Genomic DNA, 21,946 nt, shown 5'->3' with positions numbered 1-21,946 from the left:
AGTCCTGCCGGTGCTCCTGGTTGTCGCCGCGGTCGTCGGGTATCTCGTTTTTCGCACCGATGCCGCCGCCGACTCCGAGGACGCGGCGGCGTTCCGGTTCTTCACCCAGGTGCGGGACTGGGTGGACGCCAACCGGGACACCAGCCCGGTCTTCCTCTACGGCGTCAACTACGTGCGGCTCGGGGTGCGCCTGCTGGTCGACGCGGTGCGGAGCGGGCTCTCCGGGCTCGGGTTCGCGGGCCTGGTCGCGGCGGTCACCGCGCTGGCCGCGGTGCTGGCCGGGTGGCGGACCGCCCTGGTCGCGCTGGGTGGGTTCCTCGCGTTCGGGTTTCTCGGACTGTGGACGGAGAGCGTCGACACGCTCGTGCTGACCGTCTCGGCGGTGCTGCTCGCGGTGCTGATCGGGGTGCCGATCGGGGTGCTCGCGGCCCGGGTCGGCTGGGTCGGCGCGGCGCTGCGGCCGGTGCTCGACGTCATGCAGATCATGCCGACCTTCGCCTACCTCGCGCCGATGACGCTGCTCTTCCTGATCGGCGAGCCGGCCGCGGTGATCGCCACCCTGATCTACGCGGTGCCGGCCACCATCCGGATCACCGAACTGGGCATCCGCGAGGTGCCGGTGACCACGGTCGAGGCGGCCACCGCGCTCGGCTCGACCGGGCGGCAGCTGCTGACCAAGGTGCGGCTGCCGCTGGCCCGGCCGACCATCGTGCTCGCGGTCAACCAGACGATCATGATGGCGCTGTCGATGGTGGTGATCACCGCCCTGATCAACGCGCCCGGCCTGGGCCAGAACATCGTCCAGGCCCTCGAACGGGTCAACGTCGGTGCCGCCTTCGACGCCGGCCTGGCGATCGTGGTCATGGCGGTGGTGCTGGACCGGATCACCGCCGGCGCGGCCCGCCGCCGGGCCGGCCGGTGGGGCCGGGGCCGATGGGCCGCTGCGGCCGCGGCGCTGGTCGCGGTGGTCGTGGTCGCGCTGCTGCCGATCGGCGAGGACCTGCCGCGGGTCTCCTTCGCGGCGCCGGTCAACGACCTCACCGGCTGGATCGAGCTGCACTGGTACGACGCCACCGAATGGCTCAAGAACGCGGTCAGCGCCGGGCTGCTCGACCCGCTCGAAACCGTGCTCACGACCACCCCCTGGTGGCTCTTCGTGCTGGTGGTAGCGGCCTTCGGCGCGCTGGTCGGCGGGTGGCGGACGGCCGGGATCGCCGGCCTGGCCGCGGCCGGGATCGCCGGGCTCGGGCTGTGGCAGCACGCCATGCAGACGCTCGCCACGGTGCTGGTCACGATCGTGCTGACGATGGCGATCGGGGTCCTGCTCGGCATCTGGTCGGCCCGGCACGACTGGTTCGCGGCCGGCCTGCGCCCGGTGCTGGACGCCGCGCAGACCATGCCGTCCTTCGTCTACCTCCTGCCGGCCGTGGCGCTCTTCGGCGCGAGCCGCTTCACCGCGGTGGTGGCCGGTTTCGTCTACGCCTTCCCGCCGGTGGTCCGGCTCGTCGACCGGGGGCTGCGGGACGTGCCGGCCACCGTGGTCGAGGCCGCCACCGCGGCCGGCTCCACCTCGTGGCAGCTGCTCTGGAAGGTGCAGCTGCCGATGGCCCGCGGCGGCCTGCTGCTCGCCGCCAACCAGGGGATCGTCATGGTCCTGGCGATGGTCGTCCTCGGTGGCCTGGTCGGCGCGGGCGCCCTCGGCTACGACGTGGTCGCCGGCTTCTCCCAGCGTGAGGACTTCGGCAAGGGCCTCGCGGCCGGTTTCGCCATCGTCCTGCTCGGCATCCTGCTCGACCGCCTTACCCAGGGTTTCCACCATGCGAAGGGACCTCGCTAGATGAGACTGCGGACGGCTGCCTCGGCGGCTCTGATATTGACCCTGACCGCCTGCGGCGGCGCCACCTCGGGCGCGGGCGAGACCGCGCCGAGTGCGGGCGCGAAAGGCACCGTCAACCTCGCGGTCAACCCGTGGGTCGGCTACGAGTCCAACGCGGCGGTGGTCGGCTACCTCCTCGAGAAGAAGCTCGGCTACAAGGTCGACAAGAAGGAGCTCAAGGAGGAGGTCTCCTGGCAGGGCTTCGAGACCGGCGAGGTCGACGTGATCCTGGAGAACTGGGGGCACGCCGACCTGAAGAAGACCTACATCGAGCAGAAGAAGGTCGCGGTCGAGGTCGGGAAGACCGGCAACAAGGGCCTGATCGGCTGGTACGTCCCGCAGTGGATGGCCGACCAGTACCCGGACATCACCGACTACAAGAACCTCAACAAGTACGCGAGCCTCTTCAAGACCTCCGAGTCGAAGGGCAAAGGGCAGCTGCTCGACGGTGACCCGTCCTACGTCACCAACGACGTGGCGCTGGTCAACACCCTGAAGCTGGACTACACCGTGGTCTTCTCCGGCAGCGAGGCGGCGATCATCAAGGCGGCCCAGCAGGCCACCGCGCAGAAGAAGCCGCTGCTCTTCTACTTCTACGAGCCGCAGTGGCTGTTCGCCAAGGAGAAGTACGCCCGGATCACGCTGCCGCCGTACACCGCGGGTTGCGACGCCGACCCGAAGAAGGTCGCCTGCGACTATCCCATCGACGAGCTCGACAAGATCGCCAGCAAGAAGTTCGCGGACGCCAACAGCACCGCCTACCAGCTGATCAAGAACTTCCAGTGGACCAACGACGACCAGAACCTCGTCTCGGACTACCTCACCAACCAGGGCATGAGCGCCGACCAGGCGGCCGAGAAGTGGGTAAACGAGCACGAGTCGACCTGGAAGCCGTGGATCCCGGCGGGGAGCTGACCCATGCCCGGACCGAAGGTGGTCATCATCGGTGCCGGCATCGTCGGCTGCTCGCTCGCCGATGAGCTGACCGCGCGCGGCTGGACCGAGGTCACCGTGCTGGAGCGGGGCCCGCTCTTCGTGACCGGCGGGTCCAGCTCGCACGCGCCGGGGCTGGTCTTCCAGACCAACCCGTCGCGGACGATGGCCCGGATGGCCCGCTACACCGTGGAGAAGCTGGCCGGCCTCGACTGTTTCCGCTCGGTCGGCAGCCTCGAGGTGGCCACCACCCCGGAGCGGCTGGCCGAGCTGCACCGCCGCTTCGGGTACGGGCAGTCGTGGGGGATCGGCTCGGCGGTGGTCGACCCGGCCGCCTGCGCCGAGCTGTTCCCGCTGGTCGACAAGGACCGGGTGCTCGGCGGGCTGCACGTGCCGACGGACGGGCTGGCGCTGGCCGTGAAGGCGTGCGAGATGCAGGCGGCCCGGGCGGCCATGCGCGGCGCCCGGTTCGTCGGCGGCGCCGAGGTGGTCGAGATCCTGCAGCTCGGCGGCCGGGTGGTCGGGGTCCGCACCGCGGACGGCGACTTCCCGGCCGAGATCGTGGTCAGCTGCGCCGGTTTCTGGGGGCCGCGGATCGGTGCCCTGGCCGGGGTGCCGATCCCGCTGCTGCCGATGGCCCACCAGTACGCCCGGACCACGCCGGTCGGGGCGGCCGACGACCTGCCGATCCTGCGCCACCAGGACCGTGACCTGTATTTCCGGGCGCACGGCGACACCCTCGGCGTCGGCTCCTACCTGCACGAGCCGATGCCGGTCGACCTCGACGGCCTGGCCGCCGGGGCGCATCCGTCGATGCTGGCGTTCACCCCGGACACGTTCGCCGAGTCGTGGGCGGCGGCCGGGGACCTGCTGCCCGCGGTGCGCGACGCCGAGCCGACCGACGGCTTCAACGGTGTCTTCTCGTTCACCGCCGACGGCTTCCCGCTGCTCGGCGAGTCCCGCGACCTGGCGGGCTTCTGGACCGCCGAGGCCATCTGGGTCACCCACTCGGCCGGCGCCGCCAGGGCCGTCGCCGAGTGGATGGTCACCGGCCGGCCCGGCGACGACCTGCACGAATGCGACCTCAACCGGTTCGACCCGGCGCAGCTGGCCCCGGCCTACGTGCGGGAGCGGTCGATCCGCAGCTTCGTCGAGGTCTACGACATCCTGCATCCGCTCGACCCGCCGTCGGTGCGGGACCTGCGGGTGAGTCCGTTCCACGAGCGGCAGGCCGAGCTGGGCGCGGTCTTCGGCGAGGCGGCCGGCTGGGAGCGTCCGCTCTGGTACGCGAGCAACCCGGCACCGGCCGACCCGCCGGCCCGGGACGAGTGGTCGGCGCGGCACTGGTCGCCGATCGCGGCGACCGAGGCCCGGCTGACCCGGGAGACGGTGGCGCTCTACGACATGACCCCGCTGACCCGCCTCGAAGTCCTCGGCCCGGTCGGCTTTCTCCAATCGCTGACCAGCGGGAACGTCGACCGTCCGGTCGGCACCGTGGTCTACACGCTGCTGCTCGACCAGGCCGGTGGCATCCGCAGCGACATCACCGTGGCCCGGCTCGGCGAGAGCCGCTTCCAGATCGGCGTGAACGGGCCGCTCGACCTCGACTGGCTGCTGCGGCACGCCCCGGACGGGGTCACGGTCCGTGACGTCACCGGCGGCACCTGCGGGGTCGGCCTCTGGGGGCCGGCGGCGCGGGACCTGGTGCAACCGTTGACGGACATCGACGTACGCACGGAAGGGTTCAAGTATTTCCAGTGCCGGGAGGGTTATCTCGGGGCGGTTCCGGTGACCATGCTGCGCCTCTCCTACGTGGGGGAGCTCGGGTGGGAGATCTACACGCGGGCCGAGTACGGGCGGAAGCTGTGGGACACGCTGTGGGACGCCGGTCGTGAGCATGGCCTGATCGCGGCCGGGCGGCACGCGTTCACCAGCCTGCGCCTGGAGAAGGGCTACCGCGCCTGGGGTGTCGACATGACCACCGAGGACGACCCCTGGCAGGCCGGGCTCGGCTTCGCGGTGCGTGGCGACGTCGAAAGCACCTCTCCGGAGCGGCTGCTGACCTGTCTGGTCTTGGCCGATGCGGGCCATGTGCCGCTGGGGCGGGAACCGGTCTATCTCGACGGGCAGGCGGTCGGGCACGTCACCAGCGCGGCCTTCGGGCACACCATCGGCGCGCCGATCGCCTATGCGTGGCTGCCGGTGACCGCCCCCGGTACCGAGGTGGAGATCGGCTATTTCGATCGGCGGCTGCGGGCGACCGTGACCGCCGAGCCGCTCTTTGATCCAAAGCACGAGCGCCTTCGGCGATAAGGAGCACCAATGTCCTCGTACGATGTGATCGTTGTCGGTCTCGGCGGGATGGGCAGCGCCACCGTGCTGCAGCTCGCCGCCCGCGGGGTGCGGGTTCTCGGCCTGGAGAAGTACGGTCCCGCGCACGATCGCGGTGCCAGCCACGGCGGTTCCCGGATCACCCGGCAGTCGTATTTCGAGGGCGCCGAGTACGTCCCGCTGCTGCTCCGCTCCTACGAGCTGTTCGACCAGCTGGCGACCGACTCGGGCCGAGACGTGATCATGCTGACCGGCGGCCTGATGATCGGCCGCCCGGAGTCACGGACGGTGTCCGGCAGCCGGGCCAGCGCCGAGAAGTGGGGCCTGCGGCACGAGATCCTGGACGCGGCCGAGATCCGCCGCCGCTTCCCGACCCTGGCCCCGGAGCATGACGAGATCGCCCTGTTCGAGGCGAAGGCCGGCCTGGTCCGTCCGGAGGCGACGGTGGCGGCCAATCTGGAACTGGCCGGGCGGAAGGGCGCCGACCTGCGCTTCGACGAGCCGATGACCAGCTGGGAACCGGCCGGCGACGGGGTGCGGGTGACCACCGCGAAGGGCACCTACACGGCCGGGCAGCTGGTGATCACGCCCGGACCGTGGGCGCCGGAGCTCCTCGCCGACCTCGGCGTGCCGTTCGCGATCGAGCGGATGGTGCAGTTCTGGTTCACCCCGCGCGGCGGCATCGACCCGTTCCGGCCGGACCGGCATCCGATCTACATCTGGGAGGACACCGAGGGCGGCCAGATCTACGGCTTCCCGGCGATCGACGGGCCGGACGGCGGCGCCAAGATCGCGTTCTTCCGGCGGGGCACGCCGACCACGCCGGACACCCTGGACACCGAGGTGCACCCGGGCGAGATCGCCGAGATGACGGCCTACTGCGGCAAGCGGCTGCCCGACCTGCCCGGCGCGTTCCTGCGCGGCGAGCCGTGCATGTACAGCACCACGCCGGACGAGCACTTCGTGATCAGCCGGCACCCGGCGCACGAGGCGGTGACCGTGGCCTGCGGCTTCTCCGGGCACGGGTTCAAGTTCGTGCCGGTGGTCGGGGAGATCGTCGCCGACCTGGCCACCACCGGCACGACCGCCCACCCGATCGGACTGTTCGACCCCCGCCGGCTGACCGGAGCGCCATCATGACCTCGTCGCTGCTGCCCACCCTGGCCGGGCACTACTACACCGACCCGTCGATCTTCGCCGCCGAGCAGGAGCTGATCTTCGAGCAGATGTGGTTCTGCGTGGCGCGCGGCGAGGACGTCGCCACGCCCGGCGCCTACCGCACGGTCGAGGTCGGCCGGGAGAGTCTCCTCGTCACCCGGGCTCAGGACGGTGCCGCGCGCGCCTTCCTCAACGTCTGCCGGCACCGTGGCGCCAAGCTGTGTGTCGAGGAGTCCGGCGCGGTCAAGCGCACCTTCCGCTGCATGTACCACGCCTGGGCGTACGACCTGGACGGCAAGCTGGTGGCCGCGCCTAACCTGGTGAAGATGCCGGACGTGGACCGGGTCGAGTACGGCCTGCGGAAGGTGCACGTCCGCGAGTGGCTCGGCTACGTCTGGGTGTGCCTGGCCGACACCCCGCCGTCGTTCGAGGACGAGGTGATGGGCGCCTGCGTGGAGCGGCTCGGCGATCTCGCCTCGATCGAGCGCTACGGCCTGGACGCGCTGACCGTGGGCCGGCGGATCACCTACGACGTGCGGGCCAACTGGAAGCTGATCATCGAGAACTTCATGGAGTGCTACCACTGCTCGACGATCCATCCGGAGCTGGTGCACGTGCTGCCGGAGTTCGCCGGCGGGTACGCGGCCCAGTACTACGTCGGGCACGGTGCCGAGTTCGGCCGGGACGTCGAGGGATTCACGGTGGACGGCAGCGCCGGGCAGCGACCGATCTCGACGATCGCCGCCGAGCAGGACCGGCGCTACTACGCGATCACCATCAAGCCGCAGGTCTTCATCAACCTGGTGCCGGACCACGTGATCTTCCACCGGATGTATCCACTGTCCGCGGACCGGACGATCGTCGAGTGCGACTGGCTCTATCCGCCCGAGGTGGTCGCGTCGGGCGCCGACCTGTCGCCGGGGGTGGAGCTGTTCGACCGGGTCAACCGGCAGGACTTCGAGGCGTGCGAACGGTGTCAGCCCTCGATGAGCTCGCGGGCGTACGCCGCCGGTGGCGTCCTGGTGCCCAGTGAGCACCACATCGCGGCCTTCCACCAATGGACCCAAGATCGGCTTACGTCCCGGAAGTCCAATTTGAGGTAAATAACCGCGACTCGCTTACGCGGCTCTGCGCATTGTCCTACCTTTGGCCACGTCCAAGTAGGGCAAATCATCCGAATTGGAGCGCAGAACCGTGTTCTCTTCACGTTCTTCGCGAGTTGCTCGCGGCGGCCTCGTGGCCGCTCTCACGTTCTCGATAACGATCGCCACGGCGCCCGCCAACGCGTTCGGCGCCCGCGACGACGCGCTTATCGATTACCCGACCTTCTCCGGGGCGTCCAAGACGCTCGACCGCAACGGCACGGCCGACCTCATCACCTCGTCCGGCCGGGTCCACCAGCGGATCCTGCGCCTGTCGGCGGGCGGTTTCCGCCAGGCCGGATCGGCCTGGGACCGACAGAAGCTCGACGTGACCGACTCGTTCGAGTCGACTTTCAAGGTTTACCTGCACCATGGCGCTCCCGGTGCTGACGGCATCGCCTTCCTGGTGCAGAGCGAGGGCCCGCGCGCCCTCGGCGGCTGGGGCGGAGGTCTCGGCTACCGCGGCATCAAGAGGAGCGTCGCGGTCGAGTTCGACACGTTCCAGAACACGCCCGACCCCAGCAGCAACCACCTTGCGGTGGTGCTGGGCGGCAACCCGGACGTCCACAACACCGTGGCCGAACCGTCCATCCCGCTCTACGGCCGGCCGTTCCTGGCCCGGGTCACCTATGACGCCGACACCAACGACCTGCGCGTCTACGTGCAGTCGCTGCGGGCCGGTGCCGAGGAGCAGCTGGCGCTCGAGGACAACGTCGACCTGGCCCGCCAGATCAACGACACGGAAGCCTGGGTCGGCTTCACCGCGGCCACCGGCAGTGCGCTCTCGAAGCAGGACATCTACTCCTGGTCGGTTCAGGGCTTCGGCGCCTGATCCCGTCACCGGCGCCGCCGGTGTCGCGCATGTCCGGCGACACCGGCTACGCCTGCCGTAACTCCCCGTAACTCCCCGCACGACCGAGCCTTGGAGAACTGTCATGTCCACGGTCCCCTACGTTCCCCCATCAGCTGGGGCGGGTACCGCGTTGCCGCCGCCCTCGGTGGTAGATGCCAGCGAGCCCCTGGTCAGCGTCATCATCCCCGCGCTCAACGAGGCGCGAAATCTTCCGCACGTGATGGCCGCGCTGCCCGAGGTCGACGAGGTGATCCTCGTCGACGGTGGCTCCACCGACGACACCGTCGAGGTCGCCCGCCGCCTGATGCCCGGCATCCGCGTCGTCACCCAGAACCGGCGCGGCAAGGGCAACGCCCTGGCCTGCGGGTTCGCGGCGGCGACCGGAGACATCCTGGTGATGATCGACGCGGACGGCTCGACCGACCCGCGGGAGATCCCGAGCTTCATCGCGGCGCTGCGGGCCGGCGCCGACTTCGCCAAGGGGTCGCGGTTCCGCGGCTCGGGCGGCAGTGCCGACATCACCCGGCTGCGCAGCGCCGGCAACAAGTGCCTGAGCCTGCTGGTCAACACGATGTTCCGGACCCGCTACAGCGACCTCTGCTACGGCTACAACGCCTTCTGGGCGCGGCACCTGGACGTCTTCGACCTGGACAGCACGTCCCCGGCTCCGGAAGGGCGGGACGGCCGGCTGTGGGGTGACGGCTTCGAGATCGAGACCCTGCTCAACCTGCGCGCGGCCCGCGCCCGGCTGCGCATCGTCGAGGTGCCCAGCTTCGAGCAGGCCCGCATCCACGGGGAGAGCAACCTCAACGCGATGACCGACGGCCTGCGGGTGCTGCGGACCATCGCCCGGGAATGGCCGCGGCGCGGCGATGCCGTCCGGCGTGTCACGGAGCGCGCCCGGTGAAGATCGGCGTCGTCACCGGCGCTTACCACCCCGATGTCGGCGGGGTGGAGACGCACGCACGCCGGCTCTGCGCGGCCCTGGTCGCGGCCGGCGACGAGGTCGAGGTGCTCACCCAGCACGGGGTGGGCACCGACGAGACGATCGACGGGGTGCTGGTCCGACGCTTCCCACTCACCGTCGCCGCCCCGAACTACCGCTTCTCGCTCGCCCTCTGGCGGTACCTTCGCGACCACGCCGGACGCTACGACGTCCTGCACGCGCACAGCTATCACGCCCTCGCCGCGCTGCCGGCCGCCCTTACCAACGACACTCCGCTGGTCTTCACCCCGCACTACCACGGCACCGGGCACAGCCGGCTGCGCCGGGCACTGCACCCGATCTACCGCCCGGTCGGCCGGCGGCTCGTGGCCCGCTCGAACCGCCTCATCTGCGTCACCCACGCGGAGCGGGAACTGCTGGAACGCGACTTCCCGGAGGCCGCCGACCGGATCGTCGTCATCCCCAATGGCACCGACCCGGCCACCTTCGTCGGGCGGTGCGGTGCCGAACCGGCCGACGAACCAGGGGTGCGCATCCTCTGTGTCGGCCGGCTCGAACGCTACAAGCGGGTCGACCGGGTGATCCGCGCGATGCGGCACCTCGGCGACGACCACCGTCTCGACGTGGTCGGGTCCGGCCCGGCCCGCGACGAGCTCGAGCAGCTGGCCCGGCGGCTCGGCCTCGTCGACCGGGTGCGGTTCCACGGCCGGCTGGCCGAGGACGCGTTCGCGGGGCGGATGGCGGCGGCTGCGGCGGCCGTCTCCGCCTCGGCGCACGAGGCGTTCGGGATGGCGGTGGCCGACGCGCTCGCGGCCGGCCTGCCGACCGTGGCGTCGTTCATCCCGGCGCACCGGGAGCTGGCCGTGATGGCCGGCTCCGGTGTTCCGCTGTGGCTGGTCAACCCGGACGACGAGGCCGCGCTGGCCGACGCGCTGCGGACCGCGGCGTCGACCGCGCGGGCCGATCTCGGCCGGCACCCGCTGCCCACCTGGAGCGACGTGGTGCTGGAGACCCGGGAGGTCTACGCGAATGTCGCGCCGCGGGTGCGACTCATCCAACAGAGTGGAGCGGGAGCCTCCGAACGATGACCCTGACCGCGCCCGCCGCCGTCCGGTCCGAGGAGACCACCGAGCCCGGCCCCCGCCGGGACCACAGCGCCGCCTGGTGTGCCGCGTCGCTGACGGTCGCGGGTGCGGCCGGGGCGGTGCTGCTGGTCGCCGCCGACCGGGCCGCCGAATGGGGCCGGGGCCGCCCGTTCGAGCTGTTCTGGCTCGGCATGCTGATCTTCACACTGCCGGTCGCCTACTGGGCGGGACGGCGCGCGACCGGGGCCCGGCTGCGGCTCGCGGTGCTCATCGCGTACGCAAGCTTCTCCTTTCTCCCCAAACTCCTGCGCAACCCGACCGGTCCGCTGTACCACGACGAATTTGCGCATTGGCGGCAGAGCCGCCAGATCCTGCTCGACGGGCGCCTGTTCGAGGCGAACCCGATCGTCCGGGTGGTCGGCGACTTTCCCGGCCTGCACGCCACGGTCGCCTCGGTCTCGTCGCTGACCGGCCTCTCGATCTGGCACGCCGCACTGGCCGTGCTGATCTCCGCACACGTGCTGATGGTGCTGGGCGTGGCGGTGCTCGCCCAGGAGATCTGGCGGGACGCCCGGACCGCCGCGATCGCCGCCCTGATCTACGGCCTGAACAGCTCGTTCCTCTTCTTCGACACGCAGTTCGGCTACGAGTCGATGGCCATCACGCTGTGGGTGTGGACGCTGGTCGCGATGGTTCGCGCGCTGCGCTCGCCGGCCAAGGCCGGGCTCGCCGTGCTGCTGATCGGCGCCACCGTCGTCACCCACCACCTGACCGCGCTCGGCCTGATCGCCACCATGCTGATCATCACGCTGGTGGTGACGGTTCGCGCGATTCGCCGGCGGGAGGCCGGTCCGGTGCTCTGGACCGCGTGGGGGCTGACCCTCGCCGCGCTGGTGATGACCACGTTCTGGCTGCTGTGGGTGGCGCCGAAGACGGCCGGCTATCTCGACCCCTACCTGGGTAAGGCGCTCGACCAGTTCGCCGGGATGTTCAAGGACAACGGGGAGAGCGGGCGGACCCTCTTCAAACAGTCGATCGCGCCCTGGTGGGAGCAGAAGACCGCGTTCGCCGCCCAGATCTGCGCGCTGGTGGCGATGGCCGGGGCCGCGTTCCACCTCCACCGGAAGCGGGAACGGGAACCGGTCGCGCTGGCCATGCTGCTGATCGGCGCCTGCTACTTCCCGGCCGCGGTGCTCATCCTCACCCCGTCCGGGGCCGAGGGGGCGCGCCGCTCGTGGGCGTTCAGCTACCTCGGCATCGCGCTGGTGGTGGCGCCGCTCGCGGTCGCGCTGCTCGACCGGTGGTCGGCGAAGGCCGCGGCCGGGCTGCTCACCGTCTTCGCGATCGTGCTGGTCGGCAACACCGCGGCCGGGATGAACCCGTCCTACCGGTTCCCCGGGCCGCCGGTCTACGGCTCGGACACCCGCGCGCTCACCCCCGAGGTCGCGGCGGCCGCCGACTGGCTGCGCGAGACCCAGGGCCGGCGGCTGCGGATCGTCGCCGACCGTTACTCCGGGCTGATCTTCGGCTCGTTCGGCGGGCAGGACCCGGTGACCGGCTCGGTCACCTTCCCCACCTACGACGTCTACCTCACCCAGCCCGGCCGGCCGCTGCCGCCGGACCTGATCGGGCAGCTCAGCGCGTGGCGGTTCGGCTTTCTGGTGGTGGACCTGCGGATGGCCCGGCAGGTGCCGGAGATCGGCATCTACTTCGAGACGAACGAGCCGATCCCGCACAACGGCCGGCCCGGCTTCACCCTCGGTCAGCTCACCAAGTTCGACAACATGCCGGGGACCATCAAGATCTACAACAGCGGGCACATCGCGATCTACCGCTTCGACTTCGCCACCCTCGGTCACCCGGCGATCGGAGCGATGAAGTGACCACCCCCCGCCTCCTCGCCGCGGCGCTCACCGCCACCGGGATCCTCGCCCTCGCCGCCGGGCATCCGGAGATGCGCTGGTGGCTGCCGCCCTGCCTGCTGCTCACGCTGCTCGCGACCGGCGAGCTGTGGCTGCGGGTGCTGGTCGCCGAGGCGGTCGCGCCGGCCGCCCGGTTCGGTCTCGGCGCGATCTGCGGCCTGGTCAGCCTGCCGCTGGTCGCGCTCGTGCTGCAGCTGCTGTCGGTGCCGGTGCGGGCGGTGCCGATCACCGCCGGTCTCGCCCTGCTGGCGGTGCTGCTGAGCGGGGTGGCGCTGCTGCGGGAACGGTCCGGCCGGGTGCCGGAGGACCCGCGCTTCGCGCGAACCCTCGCGGCGATCGCGATCCCGGCGGTGGTCACCGCGGTCATCGGGGGTGCGGCTGCTTTGGCGTACGTGCGGATGCCGCACCCGGCCCAGCCCGGCTACACCAGCCTGGCCCTCGGCGGCTGGGCGGCCGACATCACCGGCCCGGTGGTGTTCCCGCGGGCCGGCCTCGACGTGCCGGTCCGGCTCCGCAGCAGCGGCGAACCGGGCTCGGTGGCGCAACTCCGGGTCAAGGTCGGCGACCGGCCCGCCGCCAAGCCGCTCCCGGTGACCGTGGTCGCCGACACCTCCCGCTCGTTCGACGTGCACGTGCCCGCTCCGCTGACCGGCTGCCTGCACCGCATCGAGATCAGCGTGGGCGGGGCGAGCACCGTCTTCTACGGACGAGGGCCGGCCGCGTGCTGAAGGCCGTCGGGCGGGACTCGCTGGCCCGCAACAGCGCCCTGATCATGGCGAGCACGGTCGGCACCAGCGGGCTCGGCTATCTCTACTGGATGGTCGCGGCCCGCGAACTGCCCCGGCCGGCGATCGGCACCGCCACCGCGCTGATCTCCGCGGCCACCGTGGTCAGCATGGTGGCCAACCTCGGCCTCGGGCACATGTTCATCCAGCGGCTGCCGGAGACCGGCACCGCCGCCTGGTCCCGGATCGTCAGCGCCGGGCTGCTGCTCGGCTGCTCGGCGACCGCGTTCGCGTCGATCGCGGCCGCGCTGGTGCTGCCCCGGCTGGCCGGCAACTTCGCCTTCCTGGACGGCTTCACCGCCACCGCCGCGCTGGTCGCCACCGCGGTCGCGCTGACCGCGTCGATGCTGCTCGACTACGTCTTCGTGGCGCACCGGGCCAGCCAGGGGATGCTCTGGCGCAACCTGGCGCTGGCGGCCGGCAAGGTGCTCGCGCTGGCCGGGCTGACCGCGGCCGGGCTGGCCTCGGCGTCCGCCGTCGTGCTCGCGTGGACGGTGCCGTCGCTTGTCGTCTCGGCGTACACGCTGCGGTGGAGCCTGCCGCGGCTGCGGCCCGGCTACCGGCCGGCCGTCGCCGGGCTCGGCACCGAGCTGCGGCACGTCCGCGGGTCGCTGACCGGGCACCACCTGATCAATCTCGCCCAGGCCGGGCCCAGTGCGCTCCTGCCGGTGCTGGTCACCGCGCGGCTCGGGGCGGCCGAGAACGCGCACTTCTACGTGGCCTGGATGACCGCGTCGGTGCTGTTCATGGTGTCGCCGGCGGTGGCGTCCGCGCTCTACGCCGAGCGCACCAACGCGGCCGGGGCGACGCTGCCGCGGGCCGCCGCGGTGACCCTTGTCGTGATCGGGGTGCCGGCCGCGGTGCTGTTCGTGGCGGGTGGGTGGATCCTCGGGCTGTTCAGTCCGGCCTACGCGGCGGCCGGTGGGCTGCTGCTGAAGATCCTGGTTCTCGCCGCCATTCCGGACGCGATCACCAACCTGGCGGTGGCGCACTGGCGGTCGCTCGGCGAGCTGCGCCGTTGCCTGTGGCTCAACGTGCTGATGGCCACCGCGTGCCTGACCCTGACCTGGCTGTGGTTGCCGTCGTTCGGCATCGAGGCGGCCGGGCTGGCCTGGCTGACCGGGCAGACCCTGGGCGCGCTGCTGATCGCGGTGAACGCCGGTCGGCGGCGCCTGGTCCGGTTCGTCTTCTGCGGTTTCGCCCGCGTTTTTGGCTACGCCGCCCGGGAGCGGGTCGCGCCGCGTCCTCGGCGGCCGCGCGGCGGGCCGCGTCCCGCCGCCCAGGGTCGCCCGGCCCCACGCTCCCGTCGCCCCTCTCCACATTCCCGCCCCCGATCGCGATCTTGGAGAGTTCCGTGAGGATCCTGCAGCTGACCAACCTCTATGCGCCGATCATCGGCGGCCTCGAACGCAGCGTCGCCACCAGCAGCGAGGAGTTGGTGCGGCGCGGTCACGAGGTCACCGTGCTCACCCTGGCCACCCCGGCCACGGCTTCGTCCGGGGCTTCCTCCGGGCCGGAGACCCGTAACGGGGTCCGGGTGGTGCGGGTCCGCAGCGTCGCGACCAGCCTGCTGCCGCGGGTCAATCAGGACCCGGGCAAGCCGTTCCACCCGACCGCGCCCGACCCGTTCACCGTCGCCGACATCCGGGCCGAGCTGCGGACCGGCGGCTACGACGTGGTGCACAGCCACGACTGGCTGATGTACAGCTACCTGCCACTGCGCTTCGGGCCGGACGGGCTGCCGCACGTGCACACCGCCCACGACTTCGGGCTGGCCTGCGTGAAGAAGACGTTCGCCCGCAACGGCGGCGGCTGCGTGCCGGGGCCGCGGCTGTCCCGCTGCCTGCCCTGCGCCTCCGCGCAGTACGGCAAGCCCAAGGCGGCGGCGCTCACCGCCGCGCTGCGGGTGCACCGGCACCGGGGGATCGACGCGCTCACCGCGATCTCGCCGTCGGTGGCCCGCGCCCTGGAACACGCGAAGCTGCCGGCCGGGCTGCCGGTGCAGGTGGTGTCCAGCCTGGTCCCGGACGGGCTCGACGAGCTGGCCCGGGACACGCCGCGGCCGGACTGGCTGCCGGACCGGCCGTACATCCTCTTCGTCGGGGCGCTCGGGCCGCACAAGGGCGTGGACGTGCTCTTCACCGCGTACCGGCGGCTGGTGGCCGAATGGTCCGGCCGCGAGCCGGTGCCGGCGCTGGTCTGCATCGGGACCTGGCGGCCGGACACCCCGCCGGTGCCGCCCGGGGTGCTGGTGCGGCACGACGTCGCGCACGCGCAGGTGATGGCGGCCTGGCACGGCGCGGCGGCCGGGGTGGTGCCGTCGCTCAACGAGGCGATGGGCCAGGTCGCGGTGGAGGCCCTTCTGGCGCGTACGCCGCTGATCGCCTCCCGGGTCGGCGGGCTCGCCGACATGATCCGTGACGGGGAGAGCGGCCTGCACGTGCCGCCGAGTGACCCGGACGCCCTGCACGCCGCGCTGGAGCGGCTGCTCACCGACCCCGACCTGGCCGACCGGTTGCGCACGGCCGGCTACCGCCGCGGCCTCGACTACACCGCCGCCCGGGTCGTCCCGCAGATCGAGGAGGTCTACCGTGCCTGCATCGCCTGAAATTTCAGGAAATAGCGTGCGAATCCTGGTGGTCGGCTCCGGCTGGCGGTTCCTGTCCGGGATCAGTTACTACACCTGCCGGCTCGCCAACGCTCTCAACACCCGGCACGACGTCGGCGCCGTCCTCATGCGACAGCTGCTCCCCGCGCGGCTCTATCCCGGGCGCGATCGCGTCGGGAGCAAGCTGAGCGAGCTGAGCTACGACGCCGACATCCCGGTCTACGACGGCGTCGACTGGTGGGGGATGCCGTCGCTGGCCTTCGCGGTACGATTTATGCGCAAATTTCGTCCCGAAGTGCTTGTCTTGCAGTGGTGGACCGGCACCGTGCTCCACTCGTACCTGATCCTCTGCCTCGCCGCGCGGCTCACCGGCGTCCGGGTGATCGTCGAGTTCCACGAGGTGCAGGACACCGGCGAGGCGGAACATCGGCTGGCCGCGGCGTACGTCCGCCGGTTCATCCAGCCGCTGCTGCGGCGCACCGACGGCGTGGTGGTCCACTCCCGCTTCGATCAGAAAACCTTGCGGGAGACGTACGCGTTGACCGACGTCCCGCTGGTGGTGGCCAAGCACGGGCCGTTCGATCATCACGACGCCGTGGTGCCCGAGCCGCGCATCCCGGGCGGCCCGCGCCGGCTGCTGTTCTTCGGCACGATCCGCCCGTACAAGGGGCTCGAGGACCTGATCGAGGCGTTCGGCACGCTGCCCGGCGACTACCACCTGACCGTGGTCGGCGAGACCTGGGAGGGCTGGACCCTGCCCGCCGAGCTGATCGCCGCCTCGCCCGCCGCCGGCCGCATCGAGTTCGTCAACCGCTACGTCGCCGACGCCGAGGTGGACGCGTATTTCGCGGCCGCCGACCTGGTCGTGCTGCCCTACCGGCGCAGCTCGGCGAGCGGCCCGCTGCACATCGCGATGAGCCACGGCCTGCCGGTCGTGGTGACCGCGGTCGGCGGACTGGTCGAGGCGGCCGAGGACTACCCGGGCGCCCGGTTCGCGCCGGCCGGCGACCCGGGCGGGCTGTCCGCCGCGATCCGGGACGCCGACCGCCTGGTCGGCCGGCGGCACGCCGACCCGTCGTCCTGGGCGAAGACCGTCGCCGCGTACGACGAGTTGCTCGCCCGGATCGGGGTGACGCCGGCCCTGATCGATCAGGAGTTGGTGACCACCACGTCGTCGAACCAGACCGAGCCCTTGTTGTCGCCCGACTTGAGGTGAATCTGCATGCTGGCCGAGCCGGCCGGGGCGACCCCGTCCGCGGTCAGCTTGGTCCAGTTGGTCGTGCCCGTCGGCAGCGCCGCCGAGGTGTTTCCACCGAGCCACTTGTCGTTGATGTCGAACCAGCTCAGCGCGATCTGGGTGGTGCCGGTGGCGGCGTTGCCGCGGACCCACACCTCGCCGTGCCATTTCTGGCCGGCGGACACCGGGCCGATCGGGGCGACCCGGAACGACGGTGAACCCGCCGGGGTCTTGCCGGTGCCGGTGAGCGAGACCGACCACTTGCCGGTGCGCGCCTGGGCCTGGGTCTTGACCGCCTGGCCCAGCTCGGGCAGGTAGGGGCGCCACGGGGTGAGGCCGGTCGCGTTCTCGAAGCCGGTGTCCAGCAGCGTGGCCGGCATCGCGGTCCCGGCCCAGCCGGCCTTCACCACGGGCACGGCCGCCTTGGCCACGCCGCTCGTGCGGTACAGCCCGTAGTTGTACTGGGCCGGCAGCCTCGACACGGCCGAGGTGGGGATCGCGCCGGTGGCGAAGTCGGTCAGGGTCCACGGCGCCACCGACTGCACGCCGGCCGACTTCGCGGCCTGGAACACCCGGCCCAGGAAGGCGGCCTGCTCACCCTCGGTGTTCTGCAGGGTGTTCAGGCCGGCCTCGCCGATCACCACCGGCGTCGGTGCGACCGTGGCCTGCGCCTGCTTGATCAGGGCGAGGGCCCGCTCGGAGTTGCCGTAGAAGTGGAAGTCGTAGTAGTCGAGCGGGGTCGCGGTGAACGCCGCCTTGAGCTTGCCCATGCCGGTGGCGCCGGCGGTGCCGTCGACCGAGAAGGTCAGCGGCATGGTCGGGAACGACGACCGGACCGCCGGGATGATCTTCTTGGCCCAGGCGACCGCCTTCGCGTCGCTCGCGTCGATCTCGTTCTGCAGCTCGACCGCGATCACCCGGCTGTCGTCCTTGTACGGCTTGAGGATCGCGTTCGCCCAGCTCGCGCTGCCGGTGACGTCGGCGTAGCCGTCCCACCAGTCGAAGAGCGTGAACTTGACGGTCATCTGATGCGCCGCGGCCATCGTCACGAAGCTCGCGAGCTTGGTGGTGTACTCCGCCGTCGGGGTCGGGAAGCCGAACGTCGACGGGAAGATGATCGCCCGGACGCTGGTGGCACCGAGGGCCTGCGCCTTCGTCAGGTCCGCGTTGATCTTCGCGGTGTCCCAGGTGCTCCACATCTTCGACCAGCCCGCGTTGGACGGGTAGTAGTTGATCACCTTGGCGGTCTTCACCGCGGCGAGACGGGAGGCCAGGGTCGGTGTGGTTACGGCGGCGGTCTTGACGGTGGTCTTGGTGGTGGACTTCGCCACGGCCGGGGCGGGGGCCGTGGGCAGAGCAAGACCGAGCAGAACCGTCGCGGCGAGGACGGCGGCGCGGGAGCGGTGGAGGTTCACTTCGACCCTTCCGTGGGACGAGCATCAGTTCTTCAGGCGGCCCTCCAATCGGCAGACGTTTGTTCGGTGAGGTGGATTGTCTGATTGCTTCGGCGGTGTCTTTGGGTTGCAGCCGGGTTGCTACTGCGGGTAGTGCCGCGGCGTGTACACCCGGGTGGTGCCGTCGGCGCCGGTTACCGCTCGCGTCTGGGTCGAGCCGATAAGCAGCAGGCAGCGCATGTCGACCGTGGCCGGGTCGAGGCCGGCCAGGGTGGTGACCCGGACCGACTCGGTCGGGCCGCCAACGTCCCGGCCGATCACCACGACCGTCTCCGGCGAGCGGTGCTCGAGCAGCGCCGCGCGGGCCCGGACCAGCTGCTCGGTGCGCGACTTCGAGGCCGGGTTGTAGATCGCGATCACCAGGTCGGCGGTGGCCGCGGCGACCAGCCGGGCCTCGATCACCGACCAGGGCTTGAGCCGGTCGCTCAGCGACAGCACGCAGAAGTCGTGCCCGAGCGGCGCGCCGACCCGGGCCGCGACCGCCTGCGCCGCGGTCAGCCCCGGCACGACCCGCACCTCGACGTCCTTCCACTGCGGGTCGTCGGCCACCTCCAGCACGGCGGCAGCCATCGCGAACACCCCCGGATCGCCGGCCGAGATCACCGCGACGTCGCGGCCGCGCTTGGCCAGGTCGAGCGCGAAGGCGGCCCGCTCGGCCTCGACCCGGTTGTCCGAGGAGTGTTTGCGCTGGCCCGCCCGGGTGGCGACCCGGTCGAGGTAGGGGCCGTAGCCGACCAGGTCGTCGGCGGCGGCGATCGCGGCCCGCGCCTCGGGCGTGAGCCACCGCGGGTCGCCCGGGCCAAGTCCGATTACGGTGACTATGCCCGGCTTTTCGGTCGTTTCCTGGTGGAAATCGGCCGCCGCGGGGCTGGGGAGCAGGGCCAGCGAGAAGTACGGCACGGTCTCCGGGTCGACCTCGGCCAGCGGCGCGGTGCGTTCGCTGGTGGTCGAGGCGCGCTCGACATACCAGGCGTCGGCGAGCCGGCCGGACTTCTCCAGGGCGGCCCGGACGTTCGGGAACGTCCGGCCCAGCTTCATGATCGCGGCCGACTCGGTGGTGGCCAGGTGCGCGGCCAGCTCGGCGGCGGGCAGCGTGCCGGGCAGGATGGTGAGCACCTCGTCCCGCTCCATCAGCGGCCGGCCGAGCGCGGCCGACGCGGCGCTCACCGAGGTCACCCCGGGCACGACCAGGGTTTCGTAGCGGTCGGCGAGCCGCTTGTGCATGTGCATGTAGGACCCGTAGAAGAACGGATCGCCCTCGGCCAGCACCACCACGTCCCGGCCGGCGTCGAGGTGGGCGGCGAGCCGGGCCGCGGACTCGGCGTAGAAGTCGTCGATCGCGCCCTGGTAGCCACCCGGATGGTCGGTGGTCTCGGTGGTGACCGGATAGATCAGCGCTTCCTCGATCTGCCCGTCGTGCAGGTGCGCGGCCGCGATCGCCCGCGCGTTGCTGCGGCCGTGCCGGGCCGCGTGATAGGCCACCACACCGGCCGACTCGATCAGCCGCACCGCCTTCACCGTGATCAACTCGGGGTCGCCGGGGCCGACGCCCACGCCGTAGAGCTTTCCGGCCACGAATGTCACTCCGATTCGGACGCGAGGGCGTTGACGGCGGCCGCGGTGATGGCGCTGCCACCCCGCCGGCCACGGACGATCAGATGCTCCAGATCGGAGGCGGCGAGGGCGTCCTTGGACTCGGCCGCCCCGATGAACCCGACCGGGATGCCGAGCACCGCGGCCGGCCGGGGCGCGCCCGCCGCCACCATCTCCAGCAGCCGGAACAGTGCGGTCGGCGCGTTCCCGATCGCCACCACGCTGCCGCCGAGCCGGTCACCCCAGAGGTCGAGGGCGGCCGCGCTGCGGGTGGTGCCGAGCTTCGCGGCCAGCTCCGGCACGGCCGGATCGCGCAGCGTGCAGACCACCTCGTTGCCGGCCGGCAGCCGCTTGCGGGTGATCCCGGCGGCGACCATCTCGGCGTCGCAGAGGATCGGCGCGCCGTCGAGCAGGGCCTTGCGCGCGGCCTCCGCCACCAGCGGGCTGAAGCCGACGTCGGTGGTCAGGTCGACCATCCCGCAGGCGTGGATCATCCGGACCACGACCCGGCGGAGCTCGGCCGGGAACCCGGACAGGTCCGCCTCGGCGCGAATGGTCGCGAACGACCGCCGATAGATCTCGGCCCCGTCCCGCTCGTAGTCCAGATCCATGCTCAGCTCCTGCGTGCCGCGGCGACGATCTCCGTCAGATCCGCTTCGGGGTGGGTGACCGCGCCGTCCGGGGTGGTGACGGCGTAGCCGGTGGGGGTGGCTTCGACCCGCACGTGCGGGCCGGCCGGGGAGCCGCAGCCGCGCTCGCAGCCGAGCCAGTGCACCGGGAGGCCGTCGACGAACCGGGTGGCGGCGAGGGCGTCGGCGCGGATGTCGGCCCGCGACTTGGCACAGCCGGGAAGGCCGGCGCAGGCGGTCACGCCGGTCCAGCGGGAGTCGGGCGCGGCCGGGAGACCGGCCTCGGTGAGGCGGCGCTGCCAGCCGGCGGCCGCCGCCGGCCGAAGATCGGCCACGACGACCCCACGCCAGGGGGTCACCACCAGCTGATCGGCTTCGGCCAGAAGTTCCAGCTGTACGCCGGTGAGCCGCCCCAACGGCACGATCGATCCGACCGCGACCAGACCGTCGGGTTGCGGGAGCACGCCGACCGGCGAGGCGGGGAAGACCGGCCCGAGCGCCGGGGCGTCGCGCAGCGGAATGCCCAGCTCGGCGGCGGTCCGCTCGGCGATCGGCCGGGTGCCGCCGGCCAGCTCGGCCACCCGCCAGGCCGGTTTGACCGTGCCGCGAGCGGCGAGGAAGGCGTGCGCGGCGGTCAGCAGGGCGGTGACCACCCGGCCGGCCGGGACCCGCAGGCCCTCGTCGGCGGCGGCGAACAGGATGGCGAACTCGTCGCCGGCCGGGACCGCGGACACGTCCGGGACCAGCGGCACGGTGCCGAGGGCGAACAGGAAACGGCCGGGGAGGGCGGTCAGCGCCGGGTCGGCGCACAGGGCGGCGTCCAGCTCGCGGACCAGGGCCTGGATCGGCCGGTCGGCCAGCGGCGGGGCGGCGATGTTGCGCACCGTCTCGTGCGACGGGGCGGGCAGCAGTCCGGCGGTGGCCAGGCGGGCCGCCAGGTCGGTGGAGTTTGTCCTGGTCAGGGCGCGTAGCTGGACGTTGGCCCGGGACGTCAGCTCCAGGTGCCCGTCGCCGGACTCGGCGGCCAGCCGGGCCAGCTCGGCCAGCTGGGGCCCGGTCACCCGGCCGCCGGGGAGACGGATGCGGGCCAGGGGGCCGTCGGCCGCGGAATGCAGACGGAGGGCGCCCGGGCAGGCGTCGGTCTCGGCTTGGCGGATCGGGTGGGGCACGACCGGATCCTACGGAGGGGCCCCGACATGAACGCATCCTCGGGTCGGCATCGTCACACCACCGACCCCGGCTTGACGGGGGTCGGCACCGGCCGGGAGGCTGGGAACTCACGAGCGGCGACGCCGCGGAGGAAGCCGGTGCGAGACCGGCGCGGTCCCGCCACTGTCACCGGCCCGATCCGGGCCGGGAGCCAGGAACTCCGGTCGCCGCGATCCGTCTACCCG

General features: G+C 72.0%; 17 protein-coding genes and 1 riboswitch. Of the genes, 13 read left to right on the top strand and 4 right to left on the bottom strand.

Features of this window, described 5'->3' with window-relative positions:
* Positions 1 to 10: 10 nt before the first annotated feature.
* The 13 genes from Adu01nite_RS18120 (at position 11) to Adu01nite_RS18060 (ending at position 16,855) form a co-directional block, all read left to right on the top strand.
* Positions 11 to 1,837, top strand: a complete 1,827-nt coding sequence (locus Adu01nite_RS18120) for an ABC transporter permease (RefSeq protein ID WP_239132500.1) — start codon at positions 11 to 13, stop codon at positions 1,835 to 1,837.
* Complete coding sequence (locus Adu01nite_RS18115) at positions 1,838 to 2,791, top strand: ABC transporter substrate-binding protein (RefSeq protein WP_203728064.1); 954 nt, start codon at positions 1,838 to 1,840, stop codon at positions 2,789 to 2,791.
* Between the two features lie 3 nt (positions 2,792 to 2,794).
* On the top strand, positions 2,795 to 5,122 hold the full coding sequence (locus Adu01nite_RS18110) for a GcvT family protein (RefSeq protein WP_203728063.1): 2,328 nt from the start codon (positions 2,795 to 2,797) through the stop codon (positions 5,120 to 5,122).
* 9 nt (positions 5,123 to 5,131) lie between these two features.
* Entirely contained in the window at positions 5,132 to 6,280 is a 1,149-nt protein-coding gene (gene solA, locus Adu01nite_RS18105; RefSeq protein ID WP_203728062.1) for an N-methyl-L-tryptophan oxidase, read from the top strand.
* A complete protein-coding gene (locus Adu01nite_RS18100; protein ID WP_203728061.1) occupies positions 6,277 to 7,401 on the top strand; it encodes an aromatic ring-hydroxylating oxygenase subunit alpha in 1,125 nt (374 codons plus the stop codon). The genes solA and Adu01nite_RS18100 overlap by 4 nt, the downstream gene beginning before the upstream one ends.
* 133 nt (positions 7,402 to 7,534) lie before the next feature.
* On the top strand, positions 7,535 to 8,272 hold the full coding sequence (locus tag Adu01nite_RS18095; protein ID WP_203728060.1) for an L-type lectin-domain containing protein: 738 nt from the start codon (positions 7,535 to 7,537) through the stop codon (positions 8,270 to 8,272).
* A 103-nt stretch (positions 8,273 to 8,375) separates the two neighbouring features.
* Entirely contained in the window at positions 8,376 to 9,200 is an 825-nt protein-coding gene (locus Adu01nite_RS18090; protein ID WP_203728059.1) for a glycosyltransferase family 2 protein, read from the top strand.
* Positions 9,197 to 10,327: a glycosyltransferase family 4 protein gene (locus Adu01nite_RS18085; protein WP_203728058.1), complete on the top strand. Its 1,131-nt coding sequence runs from the start codon at positions 9,197 to 9,199 to the stop codon at positions 10,325 to 10,327. Before Adu01nite_RS18090 ends, Adu01nite_RS18085 begins: the two co-directional genes overlap by 4 nt.
* The gene (locus Adu01nite_RS18080; protein ID WP_203728057.1) at positions 10,324 to 12,207 is read left to right on the top strand and encodes an ArnT family glycosyltransferase; all 1,884 of its coding nucleotides are present in this window, start codon (positions 10,324 to 10,326) and stop codon (positions 12,205 to 12,207) included. Before Adu01nite_RS18085 ends, Adu01nite_RS18080 begins: the two co-directional genes overlap by 4 nt.
* Positions 12,204 to 12,974 (top strand): hypothetical protein, encoded by a 771-nt coding sequence (locus Adu01nite_RS18075; RefSeq protein ID WP_203728056.1) that lies wholly within the window; start codon positions 12,204 to 12,206, stop codon positions 12,972 to 12,974. The genes Adu01nite_RS18080 and Adu01nite_RS18075 overlap by 4 nt, the downstream gene beginning before the upstream one ends.
* Positions 12,968 to 14,389 (top strand): lipopolysaccharide biosynthesis protein, encoded by a 1,422-nt coding sequence (locus Adu01nite_RS18070; protein ID WP_203728055.1) that lies wholly within the window; start codon positions 12,968 to 12,970, stop codon positions 14,387 to 14,389. The genes Adu01nite_RS18075 and Adu01nite_RS18070 overlap by 7 nt, the downstream gene beginning before the upstream one ends.
* Positions 14,386 to 15,639 carry a glycosyltransferase family 4 protein gene (locus Adu01nite_RS18065; RefSeq protein ID WP_203728054.1) on the top strand — a complete coding sequence of 418 codons (1,254 nt, stop codon included), beginning with the start codon at positions 14,386 to 14,388 and terminating at the stop codon, positions 15,637 to 15,639. The genes Adu01nite_RS18070 and Adu01nite_RS18065 overlap by 4 nt, the downstream gene beginning before the upstream one ends.
* 16 nt (positions 15,640 to 15,655) lie before the next feature.
* Positions 15,656 to 16,855: a glycosyltransferase family 4 protein gene (locus Adu01nite_RS18060; protein ID WP_239132499.1), complete on the top strand. Its 1,200-nt coding sequence runs from the start codon at positions 15,656 to 15,658 to the stop codon at positions 16,853 to 16,855.
* On the opposite strand, the gene Adu01nite_RS18055 is transcribed toward Adu01nite_RS18060, so the two are convergent.
* From Adu01nite_RS18055 to Adu01nite_RS18040, 4 genes are all read right to left on the bottom strand, one after another.
* Positions 16,789 to 18,291 (bottom strand): glycoside hydrolase 5 family protein, encoded by a 1,503-nt coding sequence (locus Adu01nite_RS18055; protein WP_239132498.1) that lies wholly within the window; start codon positions 18,289 to 18,291, stop codon positions 16,789 to 16,791. The genes Adu01nite_RS18060 and Adu01nite_RS18055 overlap by 67 nt on opposite strands.
* 120 nt (positions 18,292 to 18,411) lie before the next feature.
* Positions 18,412 to 19,905 (bottom strand): precorrin-2 C(20)-methyltransferase, encoded by a 1,494-nt coding sequence (locus tag Adu01nite_RS18050; RefSeq protein WP_239132497.1) that lies wholly within the window; start codon positions 19,903 to 19,905, stop codon positions 18,412 to 18,414.
* Between the two features lie 5 nt (positions 19,906 to 19,910).
* Positions 19,911 to 20,528 (bottom strand): precorrin-8X methylmutase, encoded by a 618-nt coding sequence (locus tag Adu01nite_RS18045; RefSeq protein WP_438871086.1) that lies wholly within the window; start codon positions 20,526 to 20,528, stop codon positions 19,911 to 19,913.
* An 8-nt stretch (positions 20,529 to 20,536) separates the two neighbouring features.
* Complete coding sequence (locus Adu01nite_RS18040) at positions 20,537 to 21,721, bottom strand: ferredoxin-like domain-containing protein (protein ID WP_203728051.1); 1,185 nt, start codon at positions 21,719 to 21,721, stop codon at positions 20,537 to 20,539.
* 128 nt (positions 21,722 to 21,849) lie between these two features.
* A riboswitch (cobalamin riboswitch) is annotated at positions 21,850 to 21,922 on the top strand.
* Positions 21,923 to 21,946: the final 24 nt, after the last annotated feature.

It is taken from the genome of Paractinoplanes durhamensis (assembly GCF_016862175.1).
Taxonomy (GTDB): Bacteria; Actinomycetota; Actinomycetes; order Mycobacteriales; family Micromonosporaceae; genus Actinoplanes; species Actinoplanes durhamensis.
The sequence above is the reverse complement of the archived record's forward strand: the minus strand, read 5'-3'. Positions and strand labels throughout refer to the sequence as shown.

Bases quoted from the DNA above. Each gene is read 5' to 3' on its own strand.
- Adu01nite_RS18115 (WP_203728064.1), top strand. From the start codon at position 1,838: ATGAGACTGCGGACGGCTGCCTCGGCGGCTCTGATATTGACCCTGACC.
- Adu01nite_RS18110 (WP_203728063.1), top strand. From the start codon at position 2,795: ATGCCCGGACCGAAGGTGGTCATCATCGGTGCCGGCATCGTCGGCTGC.
- solA (WP_203728062.1), top strand. From the start codon at position 5,132: ATGTCCTCGTACGATGTGATCGTTGTCGGTCTCGGCGGGATGGGCAGC.
- Adu01nite_RS18100 (WP_203728061.1), top strand. From the start codon at position 6,277: ATGACCTCGTCGCTGCTGCCCACCCTGGCCGGGCACTACTACACCGAC.
- Adu01nite_RS18090 (WP_203728059.1), top strand. From the start codon at position 8,376: ATGTCCACGGTCCCCTACGTTCCCCCATCAGCTGGGGCGGGTACCGCG.
- Adu01nite_RS18080 (WP_203728057.1), top strand. From the start codon at position 10,324: ATGACCCTGACCGCGCCCGCCGCCGTCCGGTCCGAGGAGACCACCGAG.